Annotated in this window: 20 protein-coding genes, 1 pseudogene and 1 riboswitch; of the genes and pseudogenes, 12 read left to right on the top strand and 9 right to left on the bottom strand. The window is 57.5% G+C overall.

The window, feature by feature from the left end; translation table 11 throughout:
• Positions 1-28: 28 nt before the first annotated feature.
• From xerC to CAter10_RS19345, 4 genes and pseudogenes are all read right to left on the bottom strand, one after another.
• On the bottom strand, positions 29-1,003 hold the full coding sequence (gene xerC, locus CAter10_RS19360; protein ID WP_061535468.1) for a tyrosine recombinase XerC: 975 nt from the start codon (positions 1,001-1,003) through the stop codon (positions 29-31).
• A gap of 19 nt (positions 1,004-1,022) precedes the next feature.
• Positions 1,023-1,679: a DUF484 family protein gene (locus CAter10_RS19355; protein ID WP_061534708.1), complete on the bottom strand. Its 657-nt coding sequence runs from the start codon at positions 1,677-1,679 to the stop codon at positions 1,023-1,025.
• Between the two features lie 218 nt (positions 1,680-1,897).
• Positions 1,898-3,081: pseudogene (locus tag CAter10_RS19350) on the bottom strand (porin).
• Positions 3,082-3,590: 509 nt separating this feature from the next.
• The gene (locus tag CAter10_RS19345; protein ID WP_061534707.1) at positions 3,591-4,715 is read right to left on the bottom strand and encodes a porin; all 1,125 of its coding nucleotides are present in this window, start codon (positions 4,713-4,715) and stop codon (positions 3,591-3,593) included.
• A 397-nt stretch (positions 4,716-5,112) separates the two neighbouring features.
• On the opposite strand from CAter10_RS19345, the gene CAter10_RS19340 reads away from it, so the two are divergent.
• Positions 5,113-6,708: a tetratricopeptide repeat protein gene (locus tag CAter10_RS19340; RefSeq protein ID WP_061534706.1), complete on the top strand. Its 1,596-nt coding sequence runs from the start codon at positions 5,113-5,115 to the stop codon at positions 6,706-6,708.
• Between the two features lie 24 nt (positions 6,709-6,732).
• On the opposite strand, the gene dapF is transcribed toward CAter10_RS19340, so the two are convergent.
• From dapF to CAter10_RS19325, 3 genes are all read right to left on the bottom strand, one after another.
• On the bottom strand, positions 6,733-7,596 hold the full coding sequence (dapF, locus tag CAter10_RS19335) for a diaminopimelate epimerase (protein WP_061534705.1): 864 nt from the start codon (positions 7,594-7,596) through the stop codon (positions 6,733-6,735).
• 95 nt (positions 7,597-7,691) lie between these two features.
• Positions 7,692-8,561 (bottom strand): LpxL/LpxP family acyltransferase, encoded by an 870-nt coding sequence (locus CAter10_RS19330; RefSeq protein WP_061534704.1) that lies wholly within the window; start codon positions 8,559-8,561, stop codon positions 7,692-7,694.
• Positions 8,558-9,424 (bottom strand): lysophospholipid acyltransferase family protein, encoded by an 867-nt coding sequence (locus tag CAter10_RS19325; RefSeq protein WP_061534703.1) that lies wholly within the window; start codon positions 9,422-9,424, stop codon positions 8,558-8,560. Before CAter10_RS19325 ends, CAter10_RS19330 begins: the two co-directional genes overlap by 4 nt.
• Before the next feature lie 299 nt (positions 9,425-9,723).
• On the opposite strand from CAter10_RS19325, the gene metK reads away from it, so the two are divergent.
• The 5 genes from metK (at position 9,724) to metF (ending at position 15,076) form a co-directional block, all read left to right on the top strand.
• The gene (gene metK, locus CAter10_RS19320; protein ID WP_061534702.1) at positions 9,724-10,884 is read left to right on the top strand and encodes a methionine adenosyltransferase; all 1,161 of its coding nucleotides are present in this window, start codon (positions 9,724-9,726) and stop codon (positions 10,882-10,884) included.
• A 211-nt stretch (positions 10,885-11,095) separates the two neighbouring features.
• Positions 11,096-12,163: an AI-2E family transporter gene (locus CAter10_RS19315; RefSeq protein ID WP_082797994.1), complete on the top strand. Its 1,068-nt coding sequence runs from the start codon at positions 11,096-11,098 to the stop codon at positions 12,161-12,163.
• A 94-nt stretch (positions 12,164-12,257) separates the two neighbouring features.
• Positions 12,258-12,331, top strand: a riboswitch (S-adenosyl-L-homocysteine riboswitch).
• A 26-nt stretch (positions 12,332-12,357) separates the two neighbouring features.
• Positions 12,358-13,785, top strand: coding sequence for an adenosylhomocysteinase (gene ahcY, locus CAter10_RS19310; RefSeq protein ID WP_061534701.1), 1,428 nt, complete (start codon positions 12,358-12,360; stop codon positions 13,783-13,785).
• Between the two features lie 103 nt (positions 13,786-13,888).
• Positions 13,889-14,233: a phage holin family protein gene (locus CAter10_RS19305; RefSeq protein WP_061534700.1), complete on the top strand. Its 345-nt coding sequence runs from the start codon at positions 13,889-13,891 to the stop codon at positions 14,231-14,233.
• Positions 14,234-15,076: a methylenetetrahydrofolate reductase [NAD(P)H] gene (gene metF, locus CAter10_RS19300; RefSeq protein ID WP_061534699.1), complete on the top strand. Its 843-nt coding sequence runs from the start codon at positions 14,234-14,236 to the stop codon at positions 15,074-15,076.
• Between the two features lie 70 nt (positions 15,077-15,146).
• Here the strand turns inward: metF and CAter10_RS19295 are convergent, their stop codons facing one another.
• Positions 15,147-15,746, bottom strand: coding sequence for a 5-formyltetrahydrofolate cyclo-ligase (locus tag CAter10_RS19295; RefSeq protein ID WP_061535466.1), 600 nt, complete (start codon positions 15,744-15,746; stop codon positions 15,147-15,149).
• Positions 15,747-15,784: 38 nt separating this feature from the next.
• Here CAter10_RS19295 and CAter10_RS19290 point away from each other — a divergent pair, with 38 nt between their 5' ends.
• The 4 genes from CAter10_RS19290 to CAter10_RS19275 all read left to right on the top strand — a co-directional run bounded on the left by CAter10_RS19290 (position 15,785) and on the right by CAter10_RS19275 (position 20,509).
• Positions 15,785-17,761 carry a lytic transglycosylase domain-containing protein gene (locus tag CAter10_RS19290; protein ID WP_061534698.1) on the top strand — a complete coding sequence of 659 codons (1,977 nt, stop codon included), beginning with the start codon at positions 15,785-15,787 and terminating at the stop codon, positions 17,759-17,761.
• 66 nt (positions 17,762-17,827) lie between these two features.
• Entirely contained in the window at positions 17,828-18,523 is a 696-nt protein-coding gene (locus CAter10_RS19285) for a glutathione S-transferase family protein (protein ID WP_061534697.1), read from the top strand.
• Positions 18,524-18,541: 18 nt separating this feature from the next.
• Positions 18,542-19,768: a multifunctional CCA addition/repair protein gene (locus CAter10_RS19280; RefSeq protein WP_061534696.1), complete on the top strand. Its 1,227-nt coding sequence runs from the start codon at positions 18,542-18,544 to the stop codon at positions 19,766-19,768.
• 30 nt (positions 19,769-19,798) lie between these two features.
• On the top strand, positions 19,799-20,509 hold the full coding sequence (locus CAter10_RS19275) for a GNAT family N-acetyltransferase (RefSeq protein ID WP_061534695.1): 711 nt from the start codon (positions 19,799-19,801) through the stop codon (positions 20,507-20,509).
• A 73-nt stretch (positions 20,510-20,582) separates the two neighbouring features.
• Here CAter10_RS19275 and CAter10_RS19270 read toward each other — a convergent pair whose 3' ends face one another.
• Positions 20,583-21,098 (bottom strand): Lrp/AsnC family transcriptional regulator, encoded by a 516-nt coding sequence (locus CAter10_RS19270; RefSeq protein ID WP_061534694.1) that lies wholly within the window; start codon positions 21,096-21,098, stop codon positions 20,583-20,585.
• Between the two features lie 133 nt (positions 21,099-21,231).
• Here CAter10_RS19270 and hppD point away from each other — a divergent pair, with 133 nt between their 5' ends.
• The gene (hppD, locus tag CAter10_RS19265; RefSeq protein WP_061534693.1) at positions 21,232-22,362 is read left to right on the top strand and encodes a 4-hydroxyphenylpyruvate dioxygenase; all 1,131 of its coding nucleotides are present in this window, start codon (positions 21,232-21,234) and stop codon (positions 22,360-22,362) included.
• A 129-nt stretch (positions 22,363-22,491) separates the two neighbouring features.
• On the top strand, positions 22,492-23,367 hold the full coding sequence (gene phhA, locus CAter10_RS19260) for a phenylalanine 4-monooxygenase (protein WP_061534692.1): 876 nt from the start codon (positions 22,492-22,494) through the stop codon (positions 23,365-23,367).
• Positions 23,368-23,638 lie beyond the last annotated feature (271 nt).

The raw sequence follows: 23,638 nt of genomic DNA, 5'->3' as shown, positions 1-23,638 counted from the left end.
CGAAATGTCATTGAAATCTGGGATTACATCATTTATCCGGGATTTTTTTAGCCCGCGGATGGGCCGCGTCATAGACTTGCGCCAAGCGCTGGAAATCGAGCGCGGTGTAGACCTGGGTGGCGGCAATCGACGCGTGGCCCAGCAATTCCTGCACCGCGCGCAAATCGCCCGAGCCTTGCAGCATGTGGGATGCGAAGGAGTGGCGCAACACGTGCGGATGGACATTGCTGGCGATGCCGAGGGATTGCGCGTGGTGTTTCAGGCGCAGTTGAATCACCCGTGGCGACATGCGAGTGCCACGTTCAGTCAGGAACAATGCAGAAATATCGTTGACCTGATCGCCTTTGAGCAGTGTTTCCCGCTGTGGTAACCACGCGGCAATCGCCTGCAACGCCGGCTTTCCTACCGGGACGTTGCGCATCTTGTTGCCTTTGCCGGTCACGGTTACTTCCGCCGCATCAAAATCGATCCAGCCCGCCGATTCATGGCCGTCCTGGCGGGTGTAGCGCAGATCCAGGCCAGCCAGTTCCGACACCCGCAAGCCGCTGGAATACAGCAATTCGAACATCGCCTGGTTGCACAAGGCCAGGCTCGATCCTGCCTCGGCAAGCGGGTTGCCGCTGGCGACCAGGTGTATCGCATCGTCCGCCGCCAGGGCCTTGGGCAATGGCTTGGCGCGCTTGGGCGCTTTTACGCCATCGACCGGATTGCTGGCCAGCGTGGTTTGTTCCGCCAGCCATTCGAAGAAACCGCGCCAGGCGGACAGCTTGCGGGCGATCGAGTTTGGGCTCAAACCACGGGAGTGCAATTGCGCGGCGAATTTGCGGATATGGAAGTGCGTGACTGCGGCATAGTCCCAGCCCTCGCCAAGCCCTTGCGTCAGGCCGGCGAGTTCGTCCAGGTCACGCGTGTAATTGCTGATCGTGTGCGGCGACAGCTGGCGCTGACCGGCCAGGCTGCTCAGATAGGCGGTCAGATAGGCCTGGTTGGCGGCGCGGCTCACGGTGTCGGGCAAAAGAGGGTTATTCGAGCAGGCAGGTCAACGCGGCGCTGGTCGTCTCGCCGATTTGCACCAGGAAGTCGGTCGCCATATCGGCACCGAAGCGCTGTGGGTCGGGAGAGCCAAGCACCAGCAGGCCGAAGGTTGTCGAACCGCTCCGCAACGGCAGCATGGCGATCGACTGGACACCCGGTTCTAGCCAGGAAGCTGCCTCGAAGTCGTTGTTGCCACCGCAAAATGGCATGCTCAGGCCGTTGGCGAAAATCTTGGCGTCATCCGATGCCGGCACGGCAAACCACGTATGTGCATAAGCGTCGGCAACACCCCAGATGCGCAAGGTAGCCTGCGGCACGGCGAACGTGGTGCGCAGCCCGTCGACCAGCGTATGCGGCAGATCAACATCGTTGCGGGCCAGCAGCAGGCTACGCGTCCAGGTATGCAGTTTGTGCGTGATCGCGTCATTTTCTTGCGCGTTGCGGACCATATCGGCGAGGCGCAAATCCTGTACTTTTATTTTTTCGCGCAGCACTTCCATCTGGCGCTCCTGCAGCGATACGGCGCGCCCCAGCAGCGGGCTGGTCAGCCTGATCTTGGCAAGCAGTTCTGCGTGTTCTTCAAAAAAATGCGGCGAGTCGATCAGATATTGGGCGACAGTATCGGGATCAAGATGGGTGGTCATGTGGTGTGGATGAGTTCGGTGATGAGGAAAATGAAAGAACAGCGGAGAATGGCCTAGGGTACACCGCTATCCCAGTGCATGACAACTTTATGGGGCAACTAGCTCTTGCGCGAATGCGCAATGCAATAAAAAAGACCCACATGGTTTCCCATGTGGGTCTTTTCATTTCTAGTCAAGCAACCTGGTCCGCCAAATACAGCGGGTTAGGTCAGCCTAAATTAGAACTTGTGACGGATACCAACAGCAACTGCTGTTTGGTTGTTGTCGGAACCGGTGCTGTCACCCAGGACGCCTGGATTGACAGCATCTTTAGCGCGCAGGTTCGAAACAAACGCATACAGGTCAGTACGCTTCGACAGGAAGTAGTCTGTACCCAGGTTGATTTGGGTCAGCTTGCCCTTGTCCGAGCCAACATCAGCAAAAGTCAGCTTGCTGTATTGAACGCTAGCCAACAGGTGCAGAGGAGCTGTAACAGCGTAGTTCACGCCCAGTTCGAAGATGTCAGCTTTTGGTTATTGAAGCTGCCGATAGTGAAGCTACCTGGTTGGATAACGCCGGTTGTGTTAGCAGTCGAGCTGTATGCCAGAGGTTGCTTAACGCGCGACCAGTTACCGTACAGACGTGCTGGACCAGCTTGGTAGCTAGCGCCCAACGAGAATGTCTTCAGAGCTGTGTCGCCAGCGTGCGCACCAGCGAATACTGGAGCGCTGTTGGTCAGGGAAACGTCGCTAGGTGTAGTACCCAGTTTCGATTGGTAGTAAGCAGCGAACAGACCCAGTGGGCCGTTTGCGTACTGACCGCCGAGACCGAACGATTGACCGCTCGATGTTTGGCCAGCTGTTTCGCCGAAGCCGTAGATTGCGCTAGCTGTGAAGCCCGATACGTCTGGTGTGTTGTAACGGATCGAATTGTTGGTACGTGTACCTTCCAAACGGTCCAGGTTATGGCCAACTGCACCAGTCACGCCGCCGAAGTCTTGAACCGAAGTCCATTGGCTAACGTCGTCCAGGATGTCAGTTTGACGACCCAGCAGAACGGAACCGAAGTTGCCGCCCAGACCAACCACCGATTTACGACGGAACAGAGTTGTGGAACCCTTGTCGCCTTGCAGGGCGCCAGTGTCGTTAGCGAAGCCAGCTTCCAATTGGAACAGAGCCTTCAGACCGCCGCCCAGATCTTCAACGCCCTTGAAACCCAGACGCGAACCTTGGATGATGCCGGAGTTGACGCTGAATTTGCTGCCGTTGTTCGAGGACAGGCCATTGGCGCCAGTTGCAGTCGAAACCTTGCTTGTGTAGACGATACCAGTATCAACGATACCGTAGATGGTTACGGAGCTTTGAGCTTGTGCAGCACCTGCGATTGCGCCGAGTACGGCCAGTGCGATTAGTGATTTCTTCATTTGACGTCCTTTATTTAGAAAACTGTCTTAAGGATCCGTACATCTTGCCGGATGGATGAACATTAAGGTGTCTAGCTGTCCATGCCTGCGGTTTGGTTTGCTGTGAGGTTATAAATTGGTCGAAATTGGGGAAGAATGTTAATTGTGTTGTATTTTTGTGACACCCGGTAGGCGAGCGGGAGCGGCCTAGGGCTTGGCAGGGCTTGAAGTTTCCGATTGAGGAAAAAGAGGGGCCGGAGGGTGGGTGGGAGTTATTTGCGGTTTGGCATGCTACTGCGGCCAAGGGGCATTCGGTACGGCAAAGTAGTGCATTTTCATGCTGCTCAATTTCGATTCTGATGACGATAAAATACGTCAAAATTTCTTATTACTAATTAATGTCGGACTACATGCTGATAATTTGCCTTCCCGATCGAGGGGGGGTACAGCGGAATCGGGAAGGTTGAAGGACATGTAGCCCTATGCAGCATTGCAAAACAGCTTGCTAAACTGCAATCATGTCATGCGTCTTAGAACTTGTGACGAATGCCAATTGCAACGGCAGTCTGATTGCTCTTGCCATCGTCGTTTTGCACCGCAGGGGAGTAAATATTGCCAACCAACGCGCCGTTGTTACCCTTTGCGTAGGACGCCAGAGTGTACAGATCGGTACGCTTGGACAGGTAATAGTCCAGCCCCAGGTTGACTTGAGTCACGGATGGCTTGGAGCCATCGTAGCCATTGATCGACGTGTTGGTATGCTGAACCGCGGCCAACAAATGCAGTGGTGCTGTTACGGCATAGTCTGCACCCAGTTCGAACACGTTTTGCTTGAGGGCATCCGGGACATTGACGCGCGACCAGTTGCCGTACAGGCGTGCAGGACCGGCTTGATAGCTGGCGCCCAGGCTGAATGTCTTGTTGACTGTTGTGCCGTCTAGGTTGGCGCCGCTCAGATCTGCCGGCGTCAGGCCGCTTGCGGCAGCGATGCTGGAGATCAAGGTGTCGCTTGGGTTCGAACCAAATTTTGACTGGTAGTAACCCAGATACAGGCCCAATGGGCCATTGTCATATGTACCGCCGGCACCGAAGGATTGGCCTGCCGAGTTTTGGCCAGCTTGTTCGCCGAAACCATAGATCAGGCTGCCCTTGAAGCCTTGTACGTTTGGCGAGTCGTAGCGAATCGAGTTTTGTGTGCGGATGCCTTCCAGGCGATCCAGCGCGTGCGGGCTGCCGACGAAATTGCCGAAGTCCTTGATGGAAGTGTATTGGTGACCGGCGTCGTCCAGGATGTCGGATTGACGACCCAGCAAGACTGTACCGAAGTTGCCGCCCAGGCCAACCACCGATTTACGGTTGAGCAGGGTAGTGCCTTGTTCTGTTGCGCCAGTATCATTGTTGAAGCCGGCTTCCAATTGGAACAGCGCTTTCAAGCCGCCGCCCAGATCCTCAACGCCCTTGAAGCCGAGGCGCGAAGTGTCGATGTTGCCGGAACCTACGCCGAATTTGCTGCCGCCGTCGCCGTTGGTGGTGGCGTTGTGGTTCGAATAAGTAATGCCTGTATCGACAGTACCGTAGATGGTGACTGCAGTTTGAGCTTGTGCTGCGCTTGCAATCGTACCGAGAGCGGCCAATGCGATGAGTGATTTCTTCATTTAACGTCCTTCATTTGAAAACTGGCTTTAAAAGCGGGCTGTAAGATCCGTACATCTCGCCGGAGATGGCAAAGTTAACTCGACTTGCCAAAAAAACCATAAATTTCGTTTATTAGCTTTATGATAATTGGTAAAAGATTATGCAAATTGCCAATTGTGTTGTTTTTTGGTTACGTATATAGCCCTCGCAAACAGGCAAATCAAATTTTCCGGGTCGCATTGGTATGCTTCCTCCGTTTGAAAACTGCCCAGACTTTCTGTGGGGAAAATCCGTATGTCGACAGTGGGTGTGAAGGAGGTTTTGTTGTGAAGAAGATACATATTCTGTAAAAATTGAGTCGAAATAAAATCCAATCCATTTATCAAGCATAATTTACGTTTTTGTAATGAATGCTTTATGGCTAAACGTGAAGATCTGGCGATTATTCGCTCAGCCCGTGCCGGGCAGGCCGCTGCTCAGCTGGCGTTGGGAAAGCGCTATCTGTTTGGCGGCAATGGATTGCCGCAAAGCCTGTCGACCGCGTTGCACTGGCTGAGTCGCGCCGCCCAACAGGAAGAATCTGAAGCTTGGATGCTGATCGGCAGCCATATTCCGCTTGAGGTGGCGATCAATTCCAGTAGTCCGTTCGACCTGTGTATCTGGTATGAGCGAGCCTTTGACGCCGGTTTGATGGAGGCGGGCCTCGTGTTCGCCCAATTGGTGTTGACGTCGCGAGATCCTGGCGTGCTTCAAGCCTTGCGAAGCAAAGCCATCAAAGCGCTTGAAACTGTCGCCCATTCGGGAGTTGCCGAAGCCCAGTGGCTGCTGGCGCAGCATGCCGACAGTGCCACTAGCGAGGTGTCCGACCGCGTTCGCATCGCCACGCAAGCTACCGGCAATCAGTCCGAAGCGAAAACAGAACAAGAAGCAACGCTGGAATGGACCTCGCGTGCCGCGAACGCCGGCGTCATGCAAGCACAGCAGTCCTTGGCCCAGATCGCCTGGGAAAAAGCCGACTGGCCGGTGTTTCTGGAGCGTGCATTACCACTGGCGCGGGCGTTGTCGGAGCAATATGCGGCGACCCTGGCGCAGCTGAATGTGCCGTCGGAAACGCTGGCGCGTCAGCTTGGAGACGAGAATCTGGCCTTGTTGATACGTACCGCCCAGGTGTTGCAGGCCGGCGAAGTGTTTGATGCCGCGGAAGTTCAGCAATTTCTCGAACTGGCGGCTTACGGCGACGACAAAGGCGCACAACTGGCGCTGGGTTTATGGTTCGCCCGCATGAACAGCGACGGCCAGCGTTTGCAGGTCGGGAGCGGTTCGGCAAATTACAAAAAAGCAATCCGCTGGCTGACATTGGCCGGTGAAGCCGGTCTGGCCGATGCCTGGTATGCGTTGTCGCGCATATATTTGAAATCCGAATTTTCCCAACGCAACCTGGTGGATATGCAGCGCCATCTGGAGCACGCCGCCGAGATGGGGCATTGCGCCGCGCAGCTGGAATGCGGTTTGAGTGCCTGGCGCAACCGTCGCGAGACATTGACCAACGATGTCCGTGCGGTTTATTGGTTGCAGAAAGCTGCTGCCCAAGGAAGCAGCGAAGCGGCCGATTTGTTGGCGAAGATTGCCGATAGCGCACAGCCGGCGGCATGGGCCGAAGCAGCTCAGCGACAACTGACGCGCGAACAGTCCAAGGCACATCCATTTCTGGCGGCGCGGATCGAGCTGGCAACCTTGTTCGGCCTGAGCCGGCCGGAAGCCTTGCTACTGGATTTGAATCTGGCCGATTGCGGCCACTGCCTGGCGGTTGATATCCGCTCCCAATACGCACGCAGCAAACGGCGCCTGATATTGATTCAGACTGGCGACGAGCGCCAGGCGCTGAGCCGGATTGCGCGCTTGTTCGAGGATGTCGATTGCGGTCCGAACGGGCCGGAGGGGAATTATCGGCAGCGCCTGTATCGTTTCAAGGCCGCCGTGCCGGAAGCGGCGCAAGAGGCCGACTCCGACTGAGCGGGGTGATAACAGCGCGGATAGTCAGCCGGCCGCGCCGATCTCGATTTCGCCTTCGAAGACGGAAACAGCCGGGCCAGTCATCAGCACCGGCCGATTGTTTCCTGCCCAGGCAATCGACAGCTCACCGCCGTGGGTTTGCACCTTGACCGGTGAATCCAGCAGGCCGCGGCGAATCCCCGCCACCACCGCTGCACAAGCGCCGGTGCCGCAGGCCAGCGTTTCGCCAGCGCCGCGTTCAAACACGCGCAGCTTGATTTGATGGCGATCGATAACCTGCATGAAGCCGGCGTTGACGCGTTTCGGAAAGCGCGGGTGGTGTTCTATCGCCGGGCCGTCGGTCAGAACCGGCGCCGCCTCGCTGTCATCGACCACTTGCACCGCGTGCGGATTGCCCATCGATACCACCGACATCAGCACCTGCTTGCCATGGATTTCCAGCGGCCAGGCTATATCGTCCCCCAGTGCCTGGCCAGCCAGATTGCGCGCATCGAACGGCACTTCAGCAGGCGCCAGGATCGGCGCGCCCATGTCGACCGTGATGCGGCCGTCGCTCTCCAGTTTCGGTTCGATGATGCCGGACATGGTTTGCACCCGGATCTGACGCTTGTCGGTCAGACCCTTGTCGGTGACGAATTTGACGAATGCGCGGGCGCCATTGCCGCATTGCTCGACTTCGCCGCCATCGGCGTTGTAGATGCGGTAACGGAAATCGACATTGTCGGCCTGCGGCTTTTCCACCACCAGCATCTGGTCGGCGCCGACGCCAAAGCGGCGGTCGGCCAGCAATTGCCATTGGGCCGGCGTGAAGTCGATGTGCTGATGAATCGCATCGATGACGACAAAATCATTGCCGGCGCCGTGCATTTTGGTGAATTTGAGTTTCATGGCTTTATTATGCGGGAAACAGCGACGCAATGCTGTGCAGCGCGGGAAATTACAACGCTTCGGCAGGTCACCGCCGGATTACGCTCAGTACGCAGTTAGTAAATACTTGCTTCCCCCGGCGGACGCGTCTTGAATCGTTTGTGCGCCCAGAAGTACTCAGCCGGTGCTTCCAGCACGCGCTCCTCGATAAAGGCATTCATGCGACGCGTGGCTTCGACGATGTCGTCGCCCGGATAGTTTTCCCAGGCCGGATAGAAGGTCACTTTCCAACCCTTGTAGCCGGGCAGGAAGGTGGCAATCATCGGCACCACATTTGCCTTGGTGGCGGCGGCAATGCGCGCGGTCGCCGTCAGGGTTGCCGCCGGGACGCCGAAGAACGGCACGAACTCGGCGTCTTTCAAGCCAAAATCCATGTCCGGCAGCATGATGAACGGATAACCTTCGCGCATCGCCCGGATGATCGGCTTGACGCCTTGCTCACGGGAAAACAGTTTGACCGGGCGGAAACGCGAACGGCCCTTCAGCAATGCGGCATCGACCACAGCGTCCTGCTGGCGCGTATAGATGGTGCAGATCGACAGCGACGAATTGAGCACCAGCGCGATGCCGGGGATTTCCAGGCAAACGAAATGCGGACAAAGCAAGATTGTCGGACCGGCCTGCAAGGTGTCGAGCGGCAGCGCCGAATCGATCTGGATCAGGCGTCGCAAACGTTTTTCCGACGCCCACCACAACACGCTGCGTTCCAGCACGCTGCGCGAATAAGCCTGGAAATGGCGGCGCGCCAGATCTCGGCGTTCTGCTTCCGGCATATCCGGGAAGCAGGTGGCGAGATTGGTCAACGTGATGTGTCGGCGCGGTTTCATGATGATGAACAGCAGCGAGCCCAGCGTTTCGCCGACCGGTCCCAGGATCCACAGCGGCAGGAAGTGCGCCAGCCACAACAAGCCGATCAAGGCCCTCATGCATCCACCTTTGTTGTCGCGGCAGTCGCGGGCGGCGCTTCCACACCGGGTGGTGTCTTGTAGCGGTTGTAGCTCCAGATATATTGGGCTGGGCAACGCGCAATCAGTTGTTCCATGGCACGGTTGATGGCCAGCGTCTGCTGCTCAGGCGTATCGCCCAGGTTGCCTTCGAACGGCACGAAGCGAATGACATAGCCGCGCCCGAAGGGCAGGCGCTCCGCATACGACAGGATCAGCGGCGCGCCGCTCATCTGCTGCAGCTTGGCCGGCAACGTCATGGTGTAGGCCGGGCGGCCGAAGAAATCGACCCAGATGCCCTCGCCATTCTGCGGCACCTGGTCCGGCAGCAGGCCGATTGCCTGGCCTTTCTTCAAGGCCTTGAACAAAGTGCGGACACCCGCCAGGTTGGCCGGCGCCAGCAACAGGTTGTGGCGTCCACGCGCACCTTCGATCAATGGTTTGAGTGCATCCTTGCGGGGCGGCCGGTACAGCGCTGTCAGGGATGTCTTGGCGGCGATCGCCTGGGCGATGATTTCAAAGCAGCCGAGGTGCGGCGTCAGGAAAATCACGCCGGTCTTGGCGTCCAGCGCCGCTTGCGCCAGTTCCCAGTTTTCGATGGTGGCAGTGCGCAATACCCGCTGCGGCGAGGCGCACCAGATGAACGGCAGCTCGAACATGCTCTTGCCGGATTCGCTGATGGCTTGCGACAGGTGATTCGGGTAGCCGGCGCGGAACAGGTTGTCCTTGAGCTTGTTGCGATACGAGGCTGACACCAGGTAAACCAGCCAGCCGCATGCGCTCCCTATTGCGTGCAAGAAAGATAGCGGCAGTGTCGACAGCAGGCGGAAAAGCGTTACAAGCATTGGAGAAGCCCAGGAGGAGCCAAATAAGGAACCGGATTAGCACCAAAAACGTCGGGTTTTGGCGATTTTTTTTCAAGTGGCGTAAAATAGCACAATAGTCCGATCTCGAAATGGTGTTGAAACAGCATTTTTGGATTCAGATCGAATGCTTGAATGCAATATCTTAATATATAGTCTTCAGCATTATCCGCCGAGTTAATAGACAACTTGCGAGGCGGCATACAAATTTCGCTAAAGCGTCGCAGGCTCAACAGGATTGACTGCGACATGGTCACCACTGTTTTTTGTTGGAGCTTGCTATGGCACATGAATACCTCTTTACCTCGGAATCCGTCTCGGAAGGTCATCCGGACAAAGTCGCAGATCAAATCTCGGATGCGATTCTCGACGCAATTTTCACTCAGGATCCCCTTGCACGCGTAGCCGCGGAAACCCTCTGCAACACTGGGTTAGTCGTGCTCGCCGGTGAAGTCACCACACATGCCAATGTCGATTACATCGCCGTTGCGCGCGAAACCATCAAGCGTATCGGTTACGACAACGCTGACTACGGCATCGACTACAAGAGCTGCTCGGTGCTGGTCGGTTACGACAAGCAATCGCCGGATATCGCCCAGGGCGTGGACGAAGGCAAAGGCCTCGACCTCGACCAAGGTGCCGGTGACCAGGGCCTGATGTTCGGCTACGCCTGCGATGAAACGCCGGAGCTGATGCCCGCCGCGATTTATTACGCGCACCGTATCGTCGAGCGCCAATCGCAATTGCGCAAGGATGGCCGCCTGCCTTGGCTGCGTCCGGACGCCAAATCGCAAGTTACCCTGAAGTACGTTGACGGCCGCCCGGTGGCGATCGATACCATCGTGTTGTCGACCCAGCATGCACCGGAAATGGAGCATCGTGCGATTGAGGAAGCAGCAATCGAAGAAATCATCAAGCCGGTGGTGCCGAAAGAGTGGTTGCAGAATACGCGCTACCTGATCAACCCGACCGGCCGTTTCGTCATCGGCGGCCCGCAAGGCGATTGCGGCCTGACCGGTCGCAAGATCATTGTCGACACTTACGGCGGCGCAGCCCCACACGGTGGCGGCGCGTTTTCCGGCAAGGATCCATCCAAGGTTGACCGCTCGGCTGCTTACGCAGGCCGTTACGTTGCGAAGAATATCGTCGCCGCCGGTCTGGCGGAACGTTGCCAGATTCAGATCTCATATGCCATCGGCATCGCCAAACCGACTTCGGTGATGGTCACCACTTTCGGCACAGGCAAGATCAGCGACGAAAAGCTGGCGCAACTGGTGCTGGAACATTTCGACCTGCGCCCGAAGGGCATCGTGCAGATGCTCGACCTGCTGCGTCCGATTTACCAGAAGACCGCAGCTTACGGCCACTTCGGCCGCGAAGAGCCGGAATTCACCTGGGAACGCACCGACAAGGCTGCCGCCCTGAAAGCCGCCGCGCTGTAATAGCACTTCAAAGCCATGGTCGGGATCGAGTCTTGGCCATGGCGGCCTGATCCCATCCCGGCTGTTACCGACTCCGATCGTGCTTTGCACTATGGTAACGACTTGTTACACTGGTCGCTTTAGTGACTACGATAAGCTGCAGATTCAAGAAGCCCTATGTACTAGTCCTACGTACTAGTAAGTAGGCGCTTGGGTCTAAACAAGTCTCCACATGGCCTCCCAATCAAAAAACGGTTCTGAATCGCATCCCGATGGCCTGCAATTGCGCCCGGTAATTACGGAGTTGCCACGATTTCGGCTGGCCGCGTGGCTGGTGGCGATCGCCGTGCTGTTCCTGGTGATGGCCTTGCACATGCTGACGGCGTTGCTGGCTGGTTTGCTGGTCTATGAACTGGTGCGGGCGCTGACGCCATTCGTCCAGCGCCGCCTGACCAGCGAGCGGGCGCACCTGATTTCCGTGGTGTTCCTGTCCACCATCATTATCGGATTGCTGACGCTGGTCATCGTCGGCCTGGTTGCCTTCTTTCATGGCGGCCCCGACCGCTTGCAGTTGCTGCAAACGAAATTGATGGTTGTGGTGGACCAGGCGCGCACGCAACTGCCAGCCTGGCTGCAGCAATATCTACCGGATGATGTCGATGACATTCGCCAGATCGTCGGCGACTGGCTGCAATCGCATAGCGGCGAAGTGCAACTGGCTGGCAAGGAAGCGGTGCAGGTATTCGTGCATGTGCTGATCGGCATGGTGCTGGGCGCCATGATTGCCATGAACGCCGCGCACCCGATGCCGCTGTTGCAGCCGCTTGCCGGCGAATTGCTGGGGCGGGCGCATTTGCTGGCCGAGGCGTTCCGCCGCGTAGTGTTTGCGCAGATCAAGATTTCATTGCTGAATACGGTACTGACAGCGATCTTCCTGGAGGTGGTGCTGCGGCTGGCCGGTATTCATCTGCCGTTGACCAAGACCATGATCATCGTCACTTTCCTGGCGGGTTTGCTGCCGGTGATCGGCAACCTGATTTCCAATACGTTGATCGTGCTGGTTGCGATGTCGGTGTCGATTTACGTGGCATTGGCGGCGCTGGTGTTCCTGGTGGTGATCCACAAGCTGGAATATTTCCTGAATGCGCGGATAGTCGGTTCGCAGATCAATGCACGCAGCTGGGAAATGCTGCTGATGATGATCCTGGCTGAAGCTGCGTTTGGCTTGCCGGGACTGGTGGCAGCGCCGATTTACTATGCTTATATCAAGAGCGAGTTGCATGAGATGGGGTGGGTCTGATCTGACATGGCGCCGGCTATTGCATTATGCGGATAGCCGGAATATGTGTTTCAGTCAGCCGAAAATCCGCCGTTTTGCTTTAAAATGACGGCTCGTTTCCAAGGAGCGTTGCGACAGACATGGTCTGCCAGGCTTGGAACGGTCAATACGCAACTGCGCTCACGTTACTTTTTTTCTAACGAAAGGAGGGCGTGATGAACGCCGCTGTAATGAACTCCACGACATCTTCCACCCAAGACTACATCGTTGCCGATATCAGCTTGTCCGGCTGGGGCGACAAAGAAATCAAGATCGCCGAAACCGAAATGCCTGGCCTGATGGCCATCCGCGAGGAATTCGCTGCTGCCCAGCCGCTGAAGGGCGCGCGCATTACCGGTTCGATCCACATGACGATCCAGACTGCAGTGCTGATCCAGACCCTGGAAGCTTTGGGCGCCAAAGTGCGTTGGGCATCCTGCAATATCTATTCGACCCAGGACCACGCCGCTGCCGCGATTGCCGCTGCCGGCACGCCGGTGTTCGCATTCAAGGGCGAATCGCTGGACGACTACTGGGAATTCACACACCGCATTTTCGAATGGCCGGGCGAAGAACAAGCCAACATGATCCTGGACGACGGTGGCGATGCAACATTGCTGCTGCATCTCGGCACTCGTGCTGAAAAGGATGCTTCGGTCCTGAACAACCCAGGTTCGGAAGAAGAAATCTGTCTGTTCAATGCGATCAAGAAAAAACTGGCCACAGCACCGAACTGGTACTCCACACGTCTGGCCCAGATCAAGGGCGTGACCGAAGAAACCACCACTGGCGTGCATCGTTTGTACCAGATGCACAAGGAAGGCAAGCTGGCTTTCCCTGCGATCAACGTCAACGATTCGGTGACCAAATCGAAATTCGACAACCTGTACGGTTGCCGCGAATCGCTGGTTGACGGCATCAAGCGCGCCACTGACGTCATGATCGCTGGCAAGGTTGCCGTGATCGCCGGTTACGGTGACGTCGGCAAGGGTTCGGCACAAGCGATGCGCGCCTTGTCGGCGCAAGTCTGGGTAACTGAAGTCGATCCGATCTGCGCATTGCAGGCTGCGATGGAAGGCTATCGTGTGGTCACCATGGATTATGCGGCTGAGCATGGCGATATCTTCGTCACCTGCACCGGCAACTACCATGTCATCACGCATGCGCACATGGCAAAGATGAAAGACCAGGCAATCGTCTGCAACATCGGTCACTTCGACAATGAAATCGAAGTCGCCGCCCTGAAGCAGTACACCTGGGAAAACATCAAGCCGCAAGTCGACCACATCATTTTCCCGGACGGCAAGCGCATCATCCTGTTGGCCGAAGGCCGCCTGGTGAACCTGGGTTGCGGTACCGGCCATCCGTCCTACGTGATGAGTTCGTCGTTCGCCAACCAGACCATCGCCCAGATCGAGCTGTTCGTGAACACCAAGGCCTATCCGGTCGGCGTGTACACGTTGCCGAAACACCTGGATGAAAAAGTCGCGCGCCTGCAGTTGAAGAAACTGAATGCGCAGTTGTCGGTATTGACCGAAGAGCAGGCCGCCTACATCGGCGTCAAGCAAACCGGTCCGTACAAACCAGAGCACTATCGTTATTAATTAGGCCGCCGTTACGGCAATTGCCTGAGTTGTACTGTGCGTCGGCATCTCGCTGATTCGAAATGCCGACGCAGCAAACATCCCATCATCAAGAGGATCTCCGATGCGCTTACTGATTACCTGGCTGATTAACACACTGGCGTTGCTGGCCGTGCCTTACCTGATGCATTCGGTGCAGTTTTCCAGCTTCGGCGCGGCATTGATCGCGGCGCTGGTGCTCGGTTTCGTCAACACGCTGATCCGCCCGATCCTGCTGTTGCTGACCCTGCCTGCAACCCTGCTGACGCTGGGCCTGTTCATCTTCATCATCAACGGCCTGATGTTCTGGCTGGTGTCGCACCTGGTGAGCGGTTTCTATGTGGCCAGCTTCTGGTCGGCAGTCGGCGGCGCCATCTTGTACAGCATCGTTTCGTGGGCCTTGTCCACCTTGTTACTGAAGAAGAATTAAATGTCGCGAAAGAATTTCAGCATTGAATTTTTCCCGCCCAAGACTCCCGAGGGCGCTGAAAAACTGCGGGTGACGCGCGCCAAGCTGGCCGAGTTGCATCCGAAATATTTCTCGGTGACTTTCGGCGCCGGCGGTTCGACGCAGAAAGGCACGCTCGATACGGTCCTGGACATTCGCAGCGAAGGCCATGAGGCGGCGCCGCATTTGTCTTGCCTGGGCAGTTCGCGCGAATCGTTGCGGGAGATCCTGACGCAATACAAGAGTCATGGCATCAAGCGCTTGGTGGCCTTGCGCGGCGATTTGCCGAGCGGTTACGGCGCGATGGATATTTCATCCGGCGAATTCCGTTATGCGAATGAGCTGGTGGAATTCATCCGCGCCGAAACCGGCGACTGGTTCCACATTGAAGTCGCGGCCTATCCGGAAATGCATCCGCAGGCGAAGTCGCCGCTGGATGACGTGCAGCGCTTCGTCAGCAAGGTCAAAGCCGGCGCCAACGGCGCCATCACCCAATATTTCTATAATGCGGATGCGTATTTCCGCTTTGTCGACGAGGCCCAGAAAATGGGTGCGACCGTACCGGTAGTGGCCGGCATCATGCCGATCACCAACTACTCGCAGCTGATGCGTTTTTCCGATATGTGCGGCACGGAAATTCCGCGCTGGATACGTCTCAAGCTGGCCAGTTACGGCGACGATACCGATTCGATCCGTGCGTTCGGGCTGGATGTGGTGACGCAGCTGTGTGAGCGGCTGTTGGCAGGTGGCGCGCCGGGCTTGCATTTCTACACGCTGAACCAGTCGCCGGCGACGATTGCGATCTGGCAACGGCTCAAGCTATAGGCGGTTTCGCCGGTAGACTGTCGGGGAGCGCGCGTGGCAGGTATGCCATCCACGCGGCATCCCTATAGCGCTATAAATTCACTGCTTCAGTAATAATGGTGTCGAGCGCAACGTCATGCGCGGCTCCGTCAAACTCGGCCGATGCGCAGGAATAGGCGATCCCGATCGTTTGCGGGCGTGGCTCAGCTGCCAATGTCCGGTCATAGAATCCCCCGCCGTAACCGAGCCGTATCCTGTGCTGATTGAACCCGACGCAAGGAATCAGAAGCACTGTTGGCGCTACGGCTGTATCGCTAGTCGGGATCGATACGCCAAAGCTGTCCTTCTGCATGATCTCGCCCGGAGTCCAGGCGACGAAGCGCAATGCCATGTCGGCGCCAACCACCACGGGCAATGCCAGTTGCAGGCCACTGGCCGACAGCGTTGCATAGGCCGGCCGCAGGTCGGGTTCGCCACGGATCGGCCAATATACGCCTAGCACGCCATTCGGGTTGGCCTTGCGCCACTGCGCGACCCATGCGATCACCCGCCGGCCCAGTTCTGCATCCCACTCCCGGCGCATTGTGCCATCGAGCGCTTGCCGCGCCGCCAATAGTGCGCGCCGCAACAAGGCTTTGTCCGGCCCGCTTTCTGGTGTTGCATCACTGGCATCACATGCTATGCTAGACATCATCATTCGCATTCGTAAATTTAAGGTTGGCTAGTTATATGTTTAAAAAGAAATGGCTTGCTGTCGTCGCCGTCGCCGTGGTTTCCTCGGTTGCCTTGTCTCAAGCAGCTTATGCCCAAAAGCGTTCCGCAGGAAGCGCCACCGCGCCCAATTTCGCCAGCCAGGATGATGCATTTCTGGCATTGCGCGACGCCGCGCGCGCCAACAATGCCGACAAGGCAGAGCTTCTGGCTTCGACTCTTAGCGATTATGACATCCCCTCATATGTTGATTATTACCGCTTGAAACCGCTGATCAAGGATCTGGTCGCGCCGCAATCCGATATCCGCGATTACCTGACGCGCTATGACGGCAGCGCCATTGCCGACCGCCTGCGTAATGATTGGCTGTTAGAACTGGGCAAGGCAGGGGACTGGGCCACTTTCGATGAACAGTACCCGAAATTCGTGCTGGACGATGACACCCAGTTGAAATGTTATGCGCTGACTTCAGCGGCGCTGAAAGGCAACAATGTTGCCGCGGATGCGCGGGCGTTGCTGACGACGCCGAAGGATTTCGGCCAAGGCTGTACCGGCCTGATCGGCTTGTTGGCGCAAAATGGACAGTTCACCGCGGATGATGTGTGGTTCCAGATTCGCCAGGCGGTGGAGTCGGGCTTCGCCGGCGTCGCTCGTCGCATGACGCCATTTATCGATGCAGATGACTCGCAGGTGACGCAGGCCATCGACAAGTCCGCGCTGGTCGTCGCGCGCGGCCCGGGAGCTGGCCGCGCCGGCCACGAACTATTCATCATTGCCTTGGGACGGGTTGCCAAAAACGATACCGGCAGGGCGGCAGCGGCACTGAGCGGATCGTCCGATCAACTGAATTCAACGGAACGATCGCTGGCCTGGGCGCAGATCGCGTTGCAATCGTCGCTCAAGCTGGAACCGCAGGCTATCGATTATTGGCGGCAGGTAAAAAATAGCGCTCCGCTGTCGGCGGACGCTTATCAATGGCGCGTCCGTTCAGCCTTGCGGGCGGGCGACTGGAAACTGGTCAAGAGCGGCGTCGAGGCGATGCCGGAGGCTTTACGTGCCGACTCGACCTGGGTCTACTGGCTGGCGCGTGCCTATCAGGCTGAAGGAAAAGTCGATCTGGCCCAGCAGAGATTCCAAAGCATTGCAGACCAGACGAATTTCTATGGCCAGTTGGCGTTGGAAGAACTGGGACAGAAAATTATTGCCGTTTCCTCGACCCAGGCTTTTAGTCCGGCAGAAATGGCGCCGATGGCGAATAATCAGGGCTTCCGCCGGGCACTGCGTTTCTTCGACATGAATCTGCGCTTCGAAGGCGTGCGCGAATGGAATTGGGAACTGCGCAAGATGACCGATCGTCAGTTGCTTGCCGCAGCCGAGTTTGCGCGTCAAAACAACGTGCTGGATCGCATGGTGAATACTTCCGACCGGACCAAGGTCGAAGTCGATTTCACCCAGCGTTTTCCGTCCCCGCATCGCGATGTCATGACCACCAATACCCAAAACCTGGGACTCGACATGGCCTGGGTTTACGGCCTGATCCGGCAAGAGTCACGCTTCATCAGAAGCGCACGCTCGAATGTCGGCGCCAGCGGATTGATGCAGGTGATGCCGGCGACTGCACGCTATGTCGCCAAGAAAATCGGCTTGAGTGGATTTACCAGCGATCAGATTTCCGACGTCAATACCAACATCCTGCTCGGCACCAACTACCTGAGCATGGTGCTGAACGACTTGGATGGTTCGCAGGCGCTGGCGTCGGCCGCCTACAATGCCGGTCCGGGCCGGCCGCGGGCATGGCGTTCGACCTTGCCAGGTACGGTCGAGGGCGCGGTGTTCGCCGAGTCGATTCCGTTCAGCGAGACTCGTGGCTACGTCAAGAATGTGCTGTCCAATGCGACGTATTACGCGGCGCTGTTCGATGGCAAGCCGCAATCTCTGAAGGCGCGTCTTGGCACCGTGGCGCCTAAAGGTTTTGTCGAATCGGCGCTGCCTTGATGTGCCGGGTTGCCATGATTGGCACCAGGACGGCGCGGCATAGAATCTCGATATCCGGAATTGTCCATGCAAACTACTGAACTTGATCCCAGCTTGTCTGCCGCCTTGAAAAAAGCCGGCAAGGACGGGCTGATGCTGGTGATCGGCAATAAAAATTATTCTTCATGGTCGATGCGGCCGTGGGTGGCGATGACGGCATTCGGCATCCCGTTCAAGGAGCATCGGATCTTGCTCCGGCAGGCCACTACCGCCAACGAAATCGCGCATTATTCGGCCAGCGGACGCCTGCCGATCCTGATGGTGGGCGAGACGCCGATCTGGGACTCGCTTGCCATTTGCGAATATCTGGCTGACCAGTTTCCCGATCTCGGCATGTGGCCACAGGATGTGCTGGCACGCGCCACCGCACGCTCGATCTGTGCCGAAATGCATTCCGGATTTGCTGCGTTGCGTAGCGCGATGCCAATGGACATTCGCGCCGATAAGCCTGGCTTTGGGCGCACCGCCGGCGCACAGGCAGACATCGCCCGGGTCGTGGAAATCTGGGAAACCTGCCTGTCCGAATTCGGTCATCATCAATTTCTGTTCGGCGCCTTCTCGATTGCCGACGCTTACTTCGCGCCGGTGGTGATGCGCTTCCGTAGTTATGGTGTATCGCTGGCGCCGGCGCTGCAGGCTTATGCGGACCGTGTTCAGGCACATCCAGCAGTGGCGCTCTGGATGCGCGAAGCGGTCGCAGAAACCGAAGTGCTGCCGGACTGACAAGATGCAATCGTCAACATGAAAATTTTTGTGGTGGGTGGCGCAGTACGCGACGAATTGCTGGGTTTGCCGGTCAAGGACCGCGATTACGTGGTGGTCGGTGCGACGCCGGACGACATGCTGGCGCAAGGCTTTCGTCCGGTTGGCAAAGACTTCCCGGTATTCCTGCATCCGCAGACCCACGAGGAATATGCGCTGGCGCGCACTGAGCGCAAGACCGCGCCAGGCTACAAGGGATTTGTGTTTCACACCGATCCGGATGTCACGCTGGAACAAGATCTGGTGCGGCGTGACCTGACCATCAACGCCATCGCCCGTGCCGATGACGGCACGCTCGCCGATCCGTTTAACGGCCAACAGGATTTGCAGCAACGGGTGTTCCGCCATGTCTCCGATGCCTTCGCCGAAGACCCTGTGCGGATTTTGCGCGTGGCCAGGTTTGCCGCGCGCTTTACCGATTTCACGGTGGCGCCGGAAACCAACGCGCTGATGCAGAGCATGGTGGCGGCAGGCGAGGTGGATGCGTTAGTGCCGGAACGGGTATGGCAGGAACTGGCGCGCGGCTTGATGGAAGCACAGCCTTCGCGAATGTTCGAAGTGCTGCGCGCTTGCGGTGCGCTGGCGCGCATCCTGCCCGAGCTGGACGCCTTGTGGGGCGTGCCGCAGCCGGCGAAATATCATCCGGAAATAGACACCGGAGTCCATGTGATGATGGTGGTGGACACCGCCGCCCAGGAAAATTATGCATTGCCGGTGCGCTTCGCCGCGCTCGTGCACGATCTCGGGAAGGGCGTGACGCCGCCGGGCGCCTGGCCCAGTCATCACGGTCATGAAGGGCTTGGCGTCGAATTGGTGGAACGGGTTTGCCATCGGCTCAAGGTGCCGGGCGAGGTGCGCGACCTGGCGCTGATGACGGCGCGTGAGCATGGCAATGTCGGCCGCGCTTTCGAGTTGCGCGCCAATACCATCGTCAACTTGTTCGGCCGCTGCGATGCGTTCCGCAAGCCGCAGCGTTTTATCGACATGCTGCGCGCCACCGAGTGCGATTATCGTGGCCGCACCGGTTATGCCGAGCGGCCATTCCCGCAGTTCGCCTATCTGGAAGCGGCGTTGCGTGCCGCGCAGTCAGTCAACGCCGGCGTGATTGCCGGCATGTTCCAGCAGCAGCCGCAACGGATCCCGGATGCGATTCATGCCGCTCGTGTCGAAGTGGTCGATCAGGTCGTGCAAGCACAACGCGCATGATCCGGGTAATCTTGTCCGACAGGAGAGGTGATGACATTGACCAATGACTCGACACCGTCCGCCGGCAACCCGCCAAACAATCCCGGCGCCGCCAGTACGGACAAGAGCAAGGCCGCGCGGCCGACCATTTTCGTCAAGGAGTTGTCGCGGCGCGCCCGTAAGCGTCTGCTGCGCCATTTCCTGGCGTTGAGCAGCGGCGATCGGCTGTTGCGTTTCGGTTCGGTGCTATCCGATGACCTGATCACTCGCTACGTCGAAAATATCGATTTTTCGCGCGACACGGTGTTTGGCGTGTACGACCGCAAACTGCGTCTGCTGGGTGTCGGCCATCTGGCGTTCGCGCCGCGCGAGGCGCTACCATCAGTGAGCGCCTCCACCACCAAAGAGCGCGTGGCGGAATTCGGCGTCTCGGTTGATGCTTCTGCGCGCGGCATGGGTGTCGGCAGCCGATTGTTTGAACGCGCCGCGATACGCTGCCGCAATGTCGATATCGATACCTTGTACATGCATTGCCTGTCGTCGAACAAGGTGATGATGCATATCGCCAAGAAGGCTGGCATGGCGATCCATCGCGACTACGGCGAAGCCGACGCCTATCTGAAGCTGCCGCCGGCCAATCCTGCCAGCGTGTTGCAGGAAGCGGTCCAGGAGCAGGTTGCAACGCTCGATTACACCTTGAAGGCAAACCTGCGTGCCTTGCTGAAATGGCTCGGCAACTTGCCGGGCATCAAGCGCGACTGATTCGGATTGCTTGTCCAACGATCCGCCATACGCGAGCGGATCATCGTTGGTGATGGTCTTGCCAAGTCAGCCGTTACAGCAGCGGCAACGCCGTCGTATCCTTGATGCGCTGCAGGGCAAAGCTGGATTTGACGTCCAGAACCGCCGGGTGGCGCAGCAAGGTTTCCATCATGAAGCGCGAGAAGTGCGCCATGTCTTCCACATGCACCCGCAGCAAATAATCCATCTCGCCAGTCATCGCATAACAGGCAACGACTTCCGGCCAGTGTTCGATCGCTGCTGAAAAATCGGCGCGCGGCGAGTGCGCGGTGTGTGCCGCCGTCCGCGTGCTGCCGCTGAATTGCGGGTCGCTATGTTTTTCCAGCCGGACGTTGACGTAGGCCAGCAGGCCGAGGCCGATCTTTTCCGGCGCCAGCAGCGCCACGTATTGGCGTATCACGCCGGCCTGTTCCAGTTGCTTGATACGTCGCAGGCAGGGCGACGGCGACAGGTTGACCCGTTCCGCCACCTCCTGATTGCTCAGGCGGCCGTCCTCCTGCAGGATCGCCAAAATTTTGCGATCTGTTGCATCCATTGCAATACTTGGCATAAATCACCTTAAATTGAATTATTTAAGCAATATTACTGCGTAAATTTATGCGTGTGGGGCTGAGTTTGCAATTTCCTGCCTCGGACTCGCCTCTATACTGTAGACAATTACAACCACCAAATTGGAGATGGAAATGGAGTTTCAACCTTGGGAAAACCCGATGGGCACTGACGGTTTCGAGTTTGTCGAGTATGCCGCTCCGGATCCTCAGGCGCTGGGTGCGCTGTTCGAAAAAATGGGTTTTACCGCGATTGCACGGCATCGCCATAAGGATGTAACTCTGTATCGCCAGGGCGATATCAATTTCATCATCAACGCTGAAAAGGACTCGTTTGCGCAGCGCTTTGCGCGCCAGCACGGCCCTTCAGTGTGCGCAATTGCATTCCGCGTCAAGGATGCGGCCTACACCTACAAGCGCGCGCTGGAACTGGGCGCCTGGGGCTTCGATAACCGCACCGGCCCGATGGAGCTGAATATCCCGGCCATCAAGGGTGTTGGCGATTCGCTGATCTATTTCGTTGACCGTTGGCGCGGCAAGGAAAAGGACAATGGCGTCGAAGCTGGCGCCATCGGCGATATCAGCATCTACGACGTCGATTTCGTGGCGATCCCGGGCGCACAAGCCAATCCCAAGGGTTGCGGCCTGAACTACATCGACCACCTGACGCATAACGTGCATCGCGGCCGCATGAAAGAGTGGGCGGATTTCTATGAGCAGTTGTTCAATTTCCGCGAAGTGCGCTATTTCGACATCGAAGGCAAATTAACCGGCCTGAAATCCAAGGCAATGACCTCGCCTTGTGGGAAAATCCGTATCCCGATTAATGAATCATCCGACGATAAATCGCAAATCGCAGAATATCTCGATCTGTACCATGGCGAAGGGATCCAGCATATTGCGCTGGGCACCGAGGATATCTACACCAGCGTAAGCGAAATGAAGGCGCGTCTGGTCGAGTTCCAGGACACCATCGAGACCTACTATGATCTGGTCGACCGTCGCCTGCCGGAGCATGGCGAGCGTTTGGCAGACTTGAAGCGCCTGCGCATCCTGATCGACGGCAACAGCAACGCCAAGAGCCGCGAACTCTTGCTGCAGATCTTTACCCAAAATGTCATTGGGCCGATCTTTTTCGAGATCATCCAGCGCAAGGGCGATCAAGGTTTCGGTGAAGGCAATTTCCGTGCGTTGTTCGAATCGATCGAGCTGGATCAGATCCGCCGCGGCGTACTGACCGACGACAAGCAGGTTGCCTCCAGCTAATCCGGGGTAGCGGTAGAATTGAGCGTGGGCATGGCTGCTGGTCGGTCATGCCCATGTCTGCTTGCAGATGGAAATGCGCTCGCGCGCGTCGGACAGCCAGTTTAGGATATGGAAATGAATGCAAATGTAATGGATACAAACGTCAGTACCGACGATTTTTTTGCCACAGTGGCGGAAAAATCGGACGGCGCCAAGCTGCGCGGCGACTATAGCAAGATCGACGCCCAGTACGTGGTGGCGCAGGACTGGGATGCCTACACGCCGGAGCAGCACGCGTTGTGGCGCCGCTTGTATCAACGCCAGGCCAAGCTGATCCCGGGCCGGGCCTGCGACGTGTTCATTGAAAGCCTGGAGCTGCTTAACATCGGCGACGGCATCCCGAAATTCGAAGAGAGTTCAGAGTTGCTGTTCAAGGCTACCGGCTGGCGTCTGGTAGCTGTGCCGGGACTGGTGCCTGACCATACTTTTTTCGAGCACCTGGCCAATCGCCGTTTTCCGGTCACAGTCTGGCTGCGCGATCCGGAAGAGTTCGACTATATCGTCGAACCGGACGTGTTCCATGACTTTTTCGGCCACGTTCCGCTGCTGTTCAATCCGATTTTTGCCGACCACCTGCAGGAATACGGCAAGGGCGCCCTGAAGGCGATGAAACTGGATGGTTTGTCGATGCTGGCGCGCCTGTACTGGTACACGGTCGAATTCGGCTTGATCCAAAGCCCGGAAGGCTTGCGTGTCTACGGTGCGGGGATTCTGTCGTCGGGTGGCGAAATCGAATACTGCCTGAGCAATCCGGCGCCACTGCGCCTGCCGTTCAATGTCGAGCGTGTGATGCGGACCCTGTACAAGATCGACTCTTACCAGGAAACTTATTTCGTTATCAACGATTTCCAGCAGCTGTTCAACGACACCGCACCGGATTTCACGCCGATCTACCAAAAATTGAAGGCGCTTGAAACCTTGCCGGCCAATGCCCTGTTGTCGGGCGAAAGCAATCTCGCCGTATAAAAATCAGCGGCAATGCCGTTGCCGCATTGCCGCTGGTGAGGCGCCCACCCTCTCCGCCACAGTGGCGCGCAATCACTCCTGCGCTCCCAGGTAAACCTGCCGCCCAATAAAAAAGCGGATCCTGCCGGGGAGAGCAGAATCCGCAAACTAGTGATAATGGGAACACTAGAGGGAGGAATGCCCGACATGGCTGGTCCAGGGGAGGTAATTCAGCCATATCAGACAAGTTGTCATTACACCCCTCGCTGTTCGCCTTTCCTACTTGATTTAC

The sequence above is a fragment of the Collimonas arenae genome (genome assembly GCF_001584165.1).
Classification (GTDB): Bacteria; Pseudomonadota; Gammaproteobacteria; order Burkholderiales; family Burkholderiaceae_D; genus Collimonas; species Collimonas arenae.
Note: the sequence above shows the minus strand (reverse complement) of the source record. Positions and strands in the feature narration are given on the sequence as shown.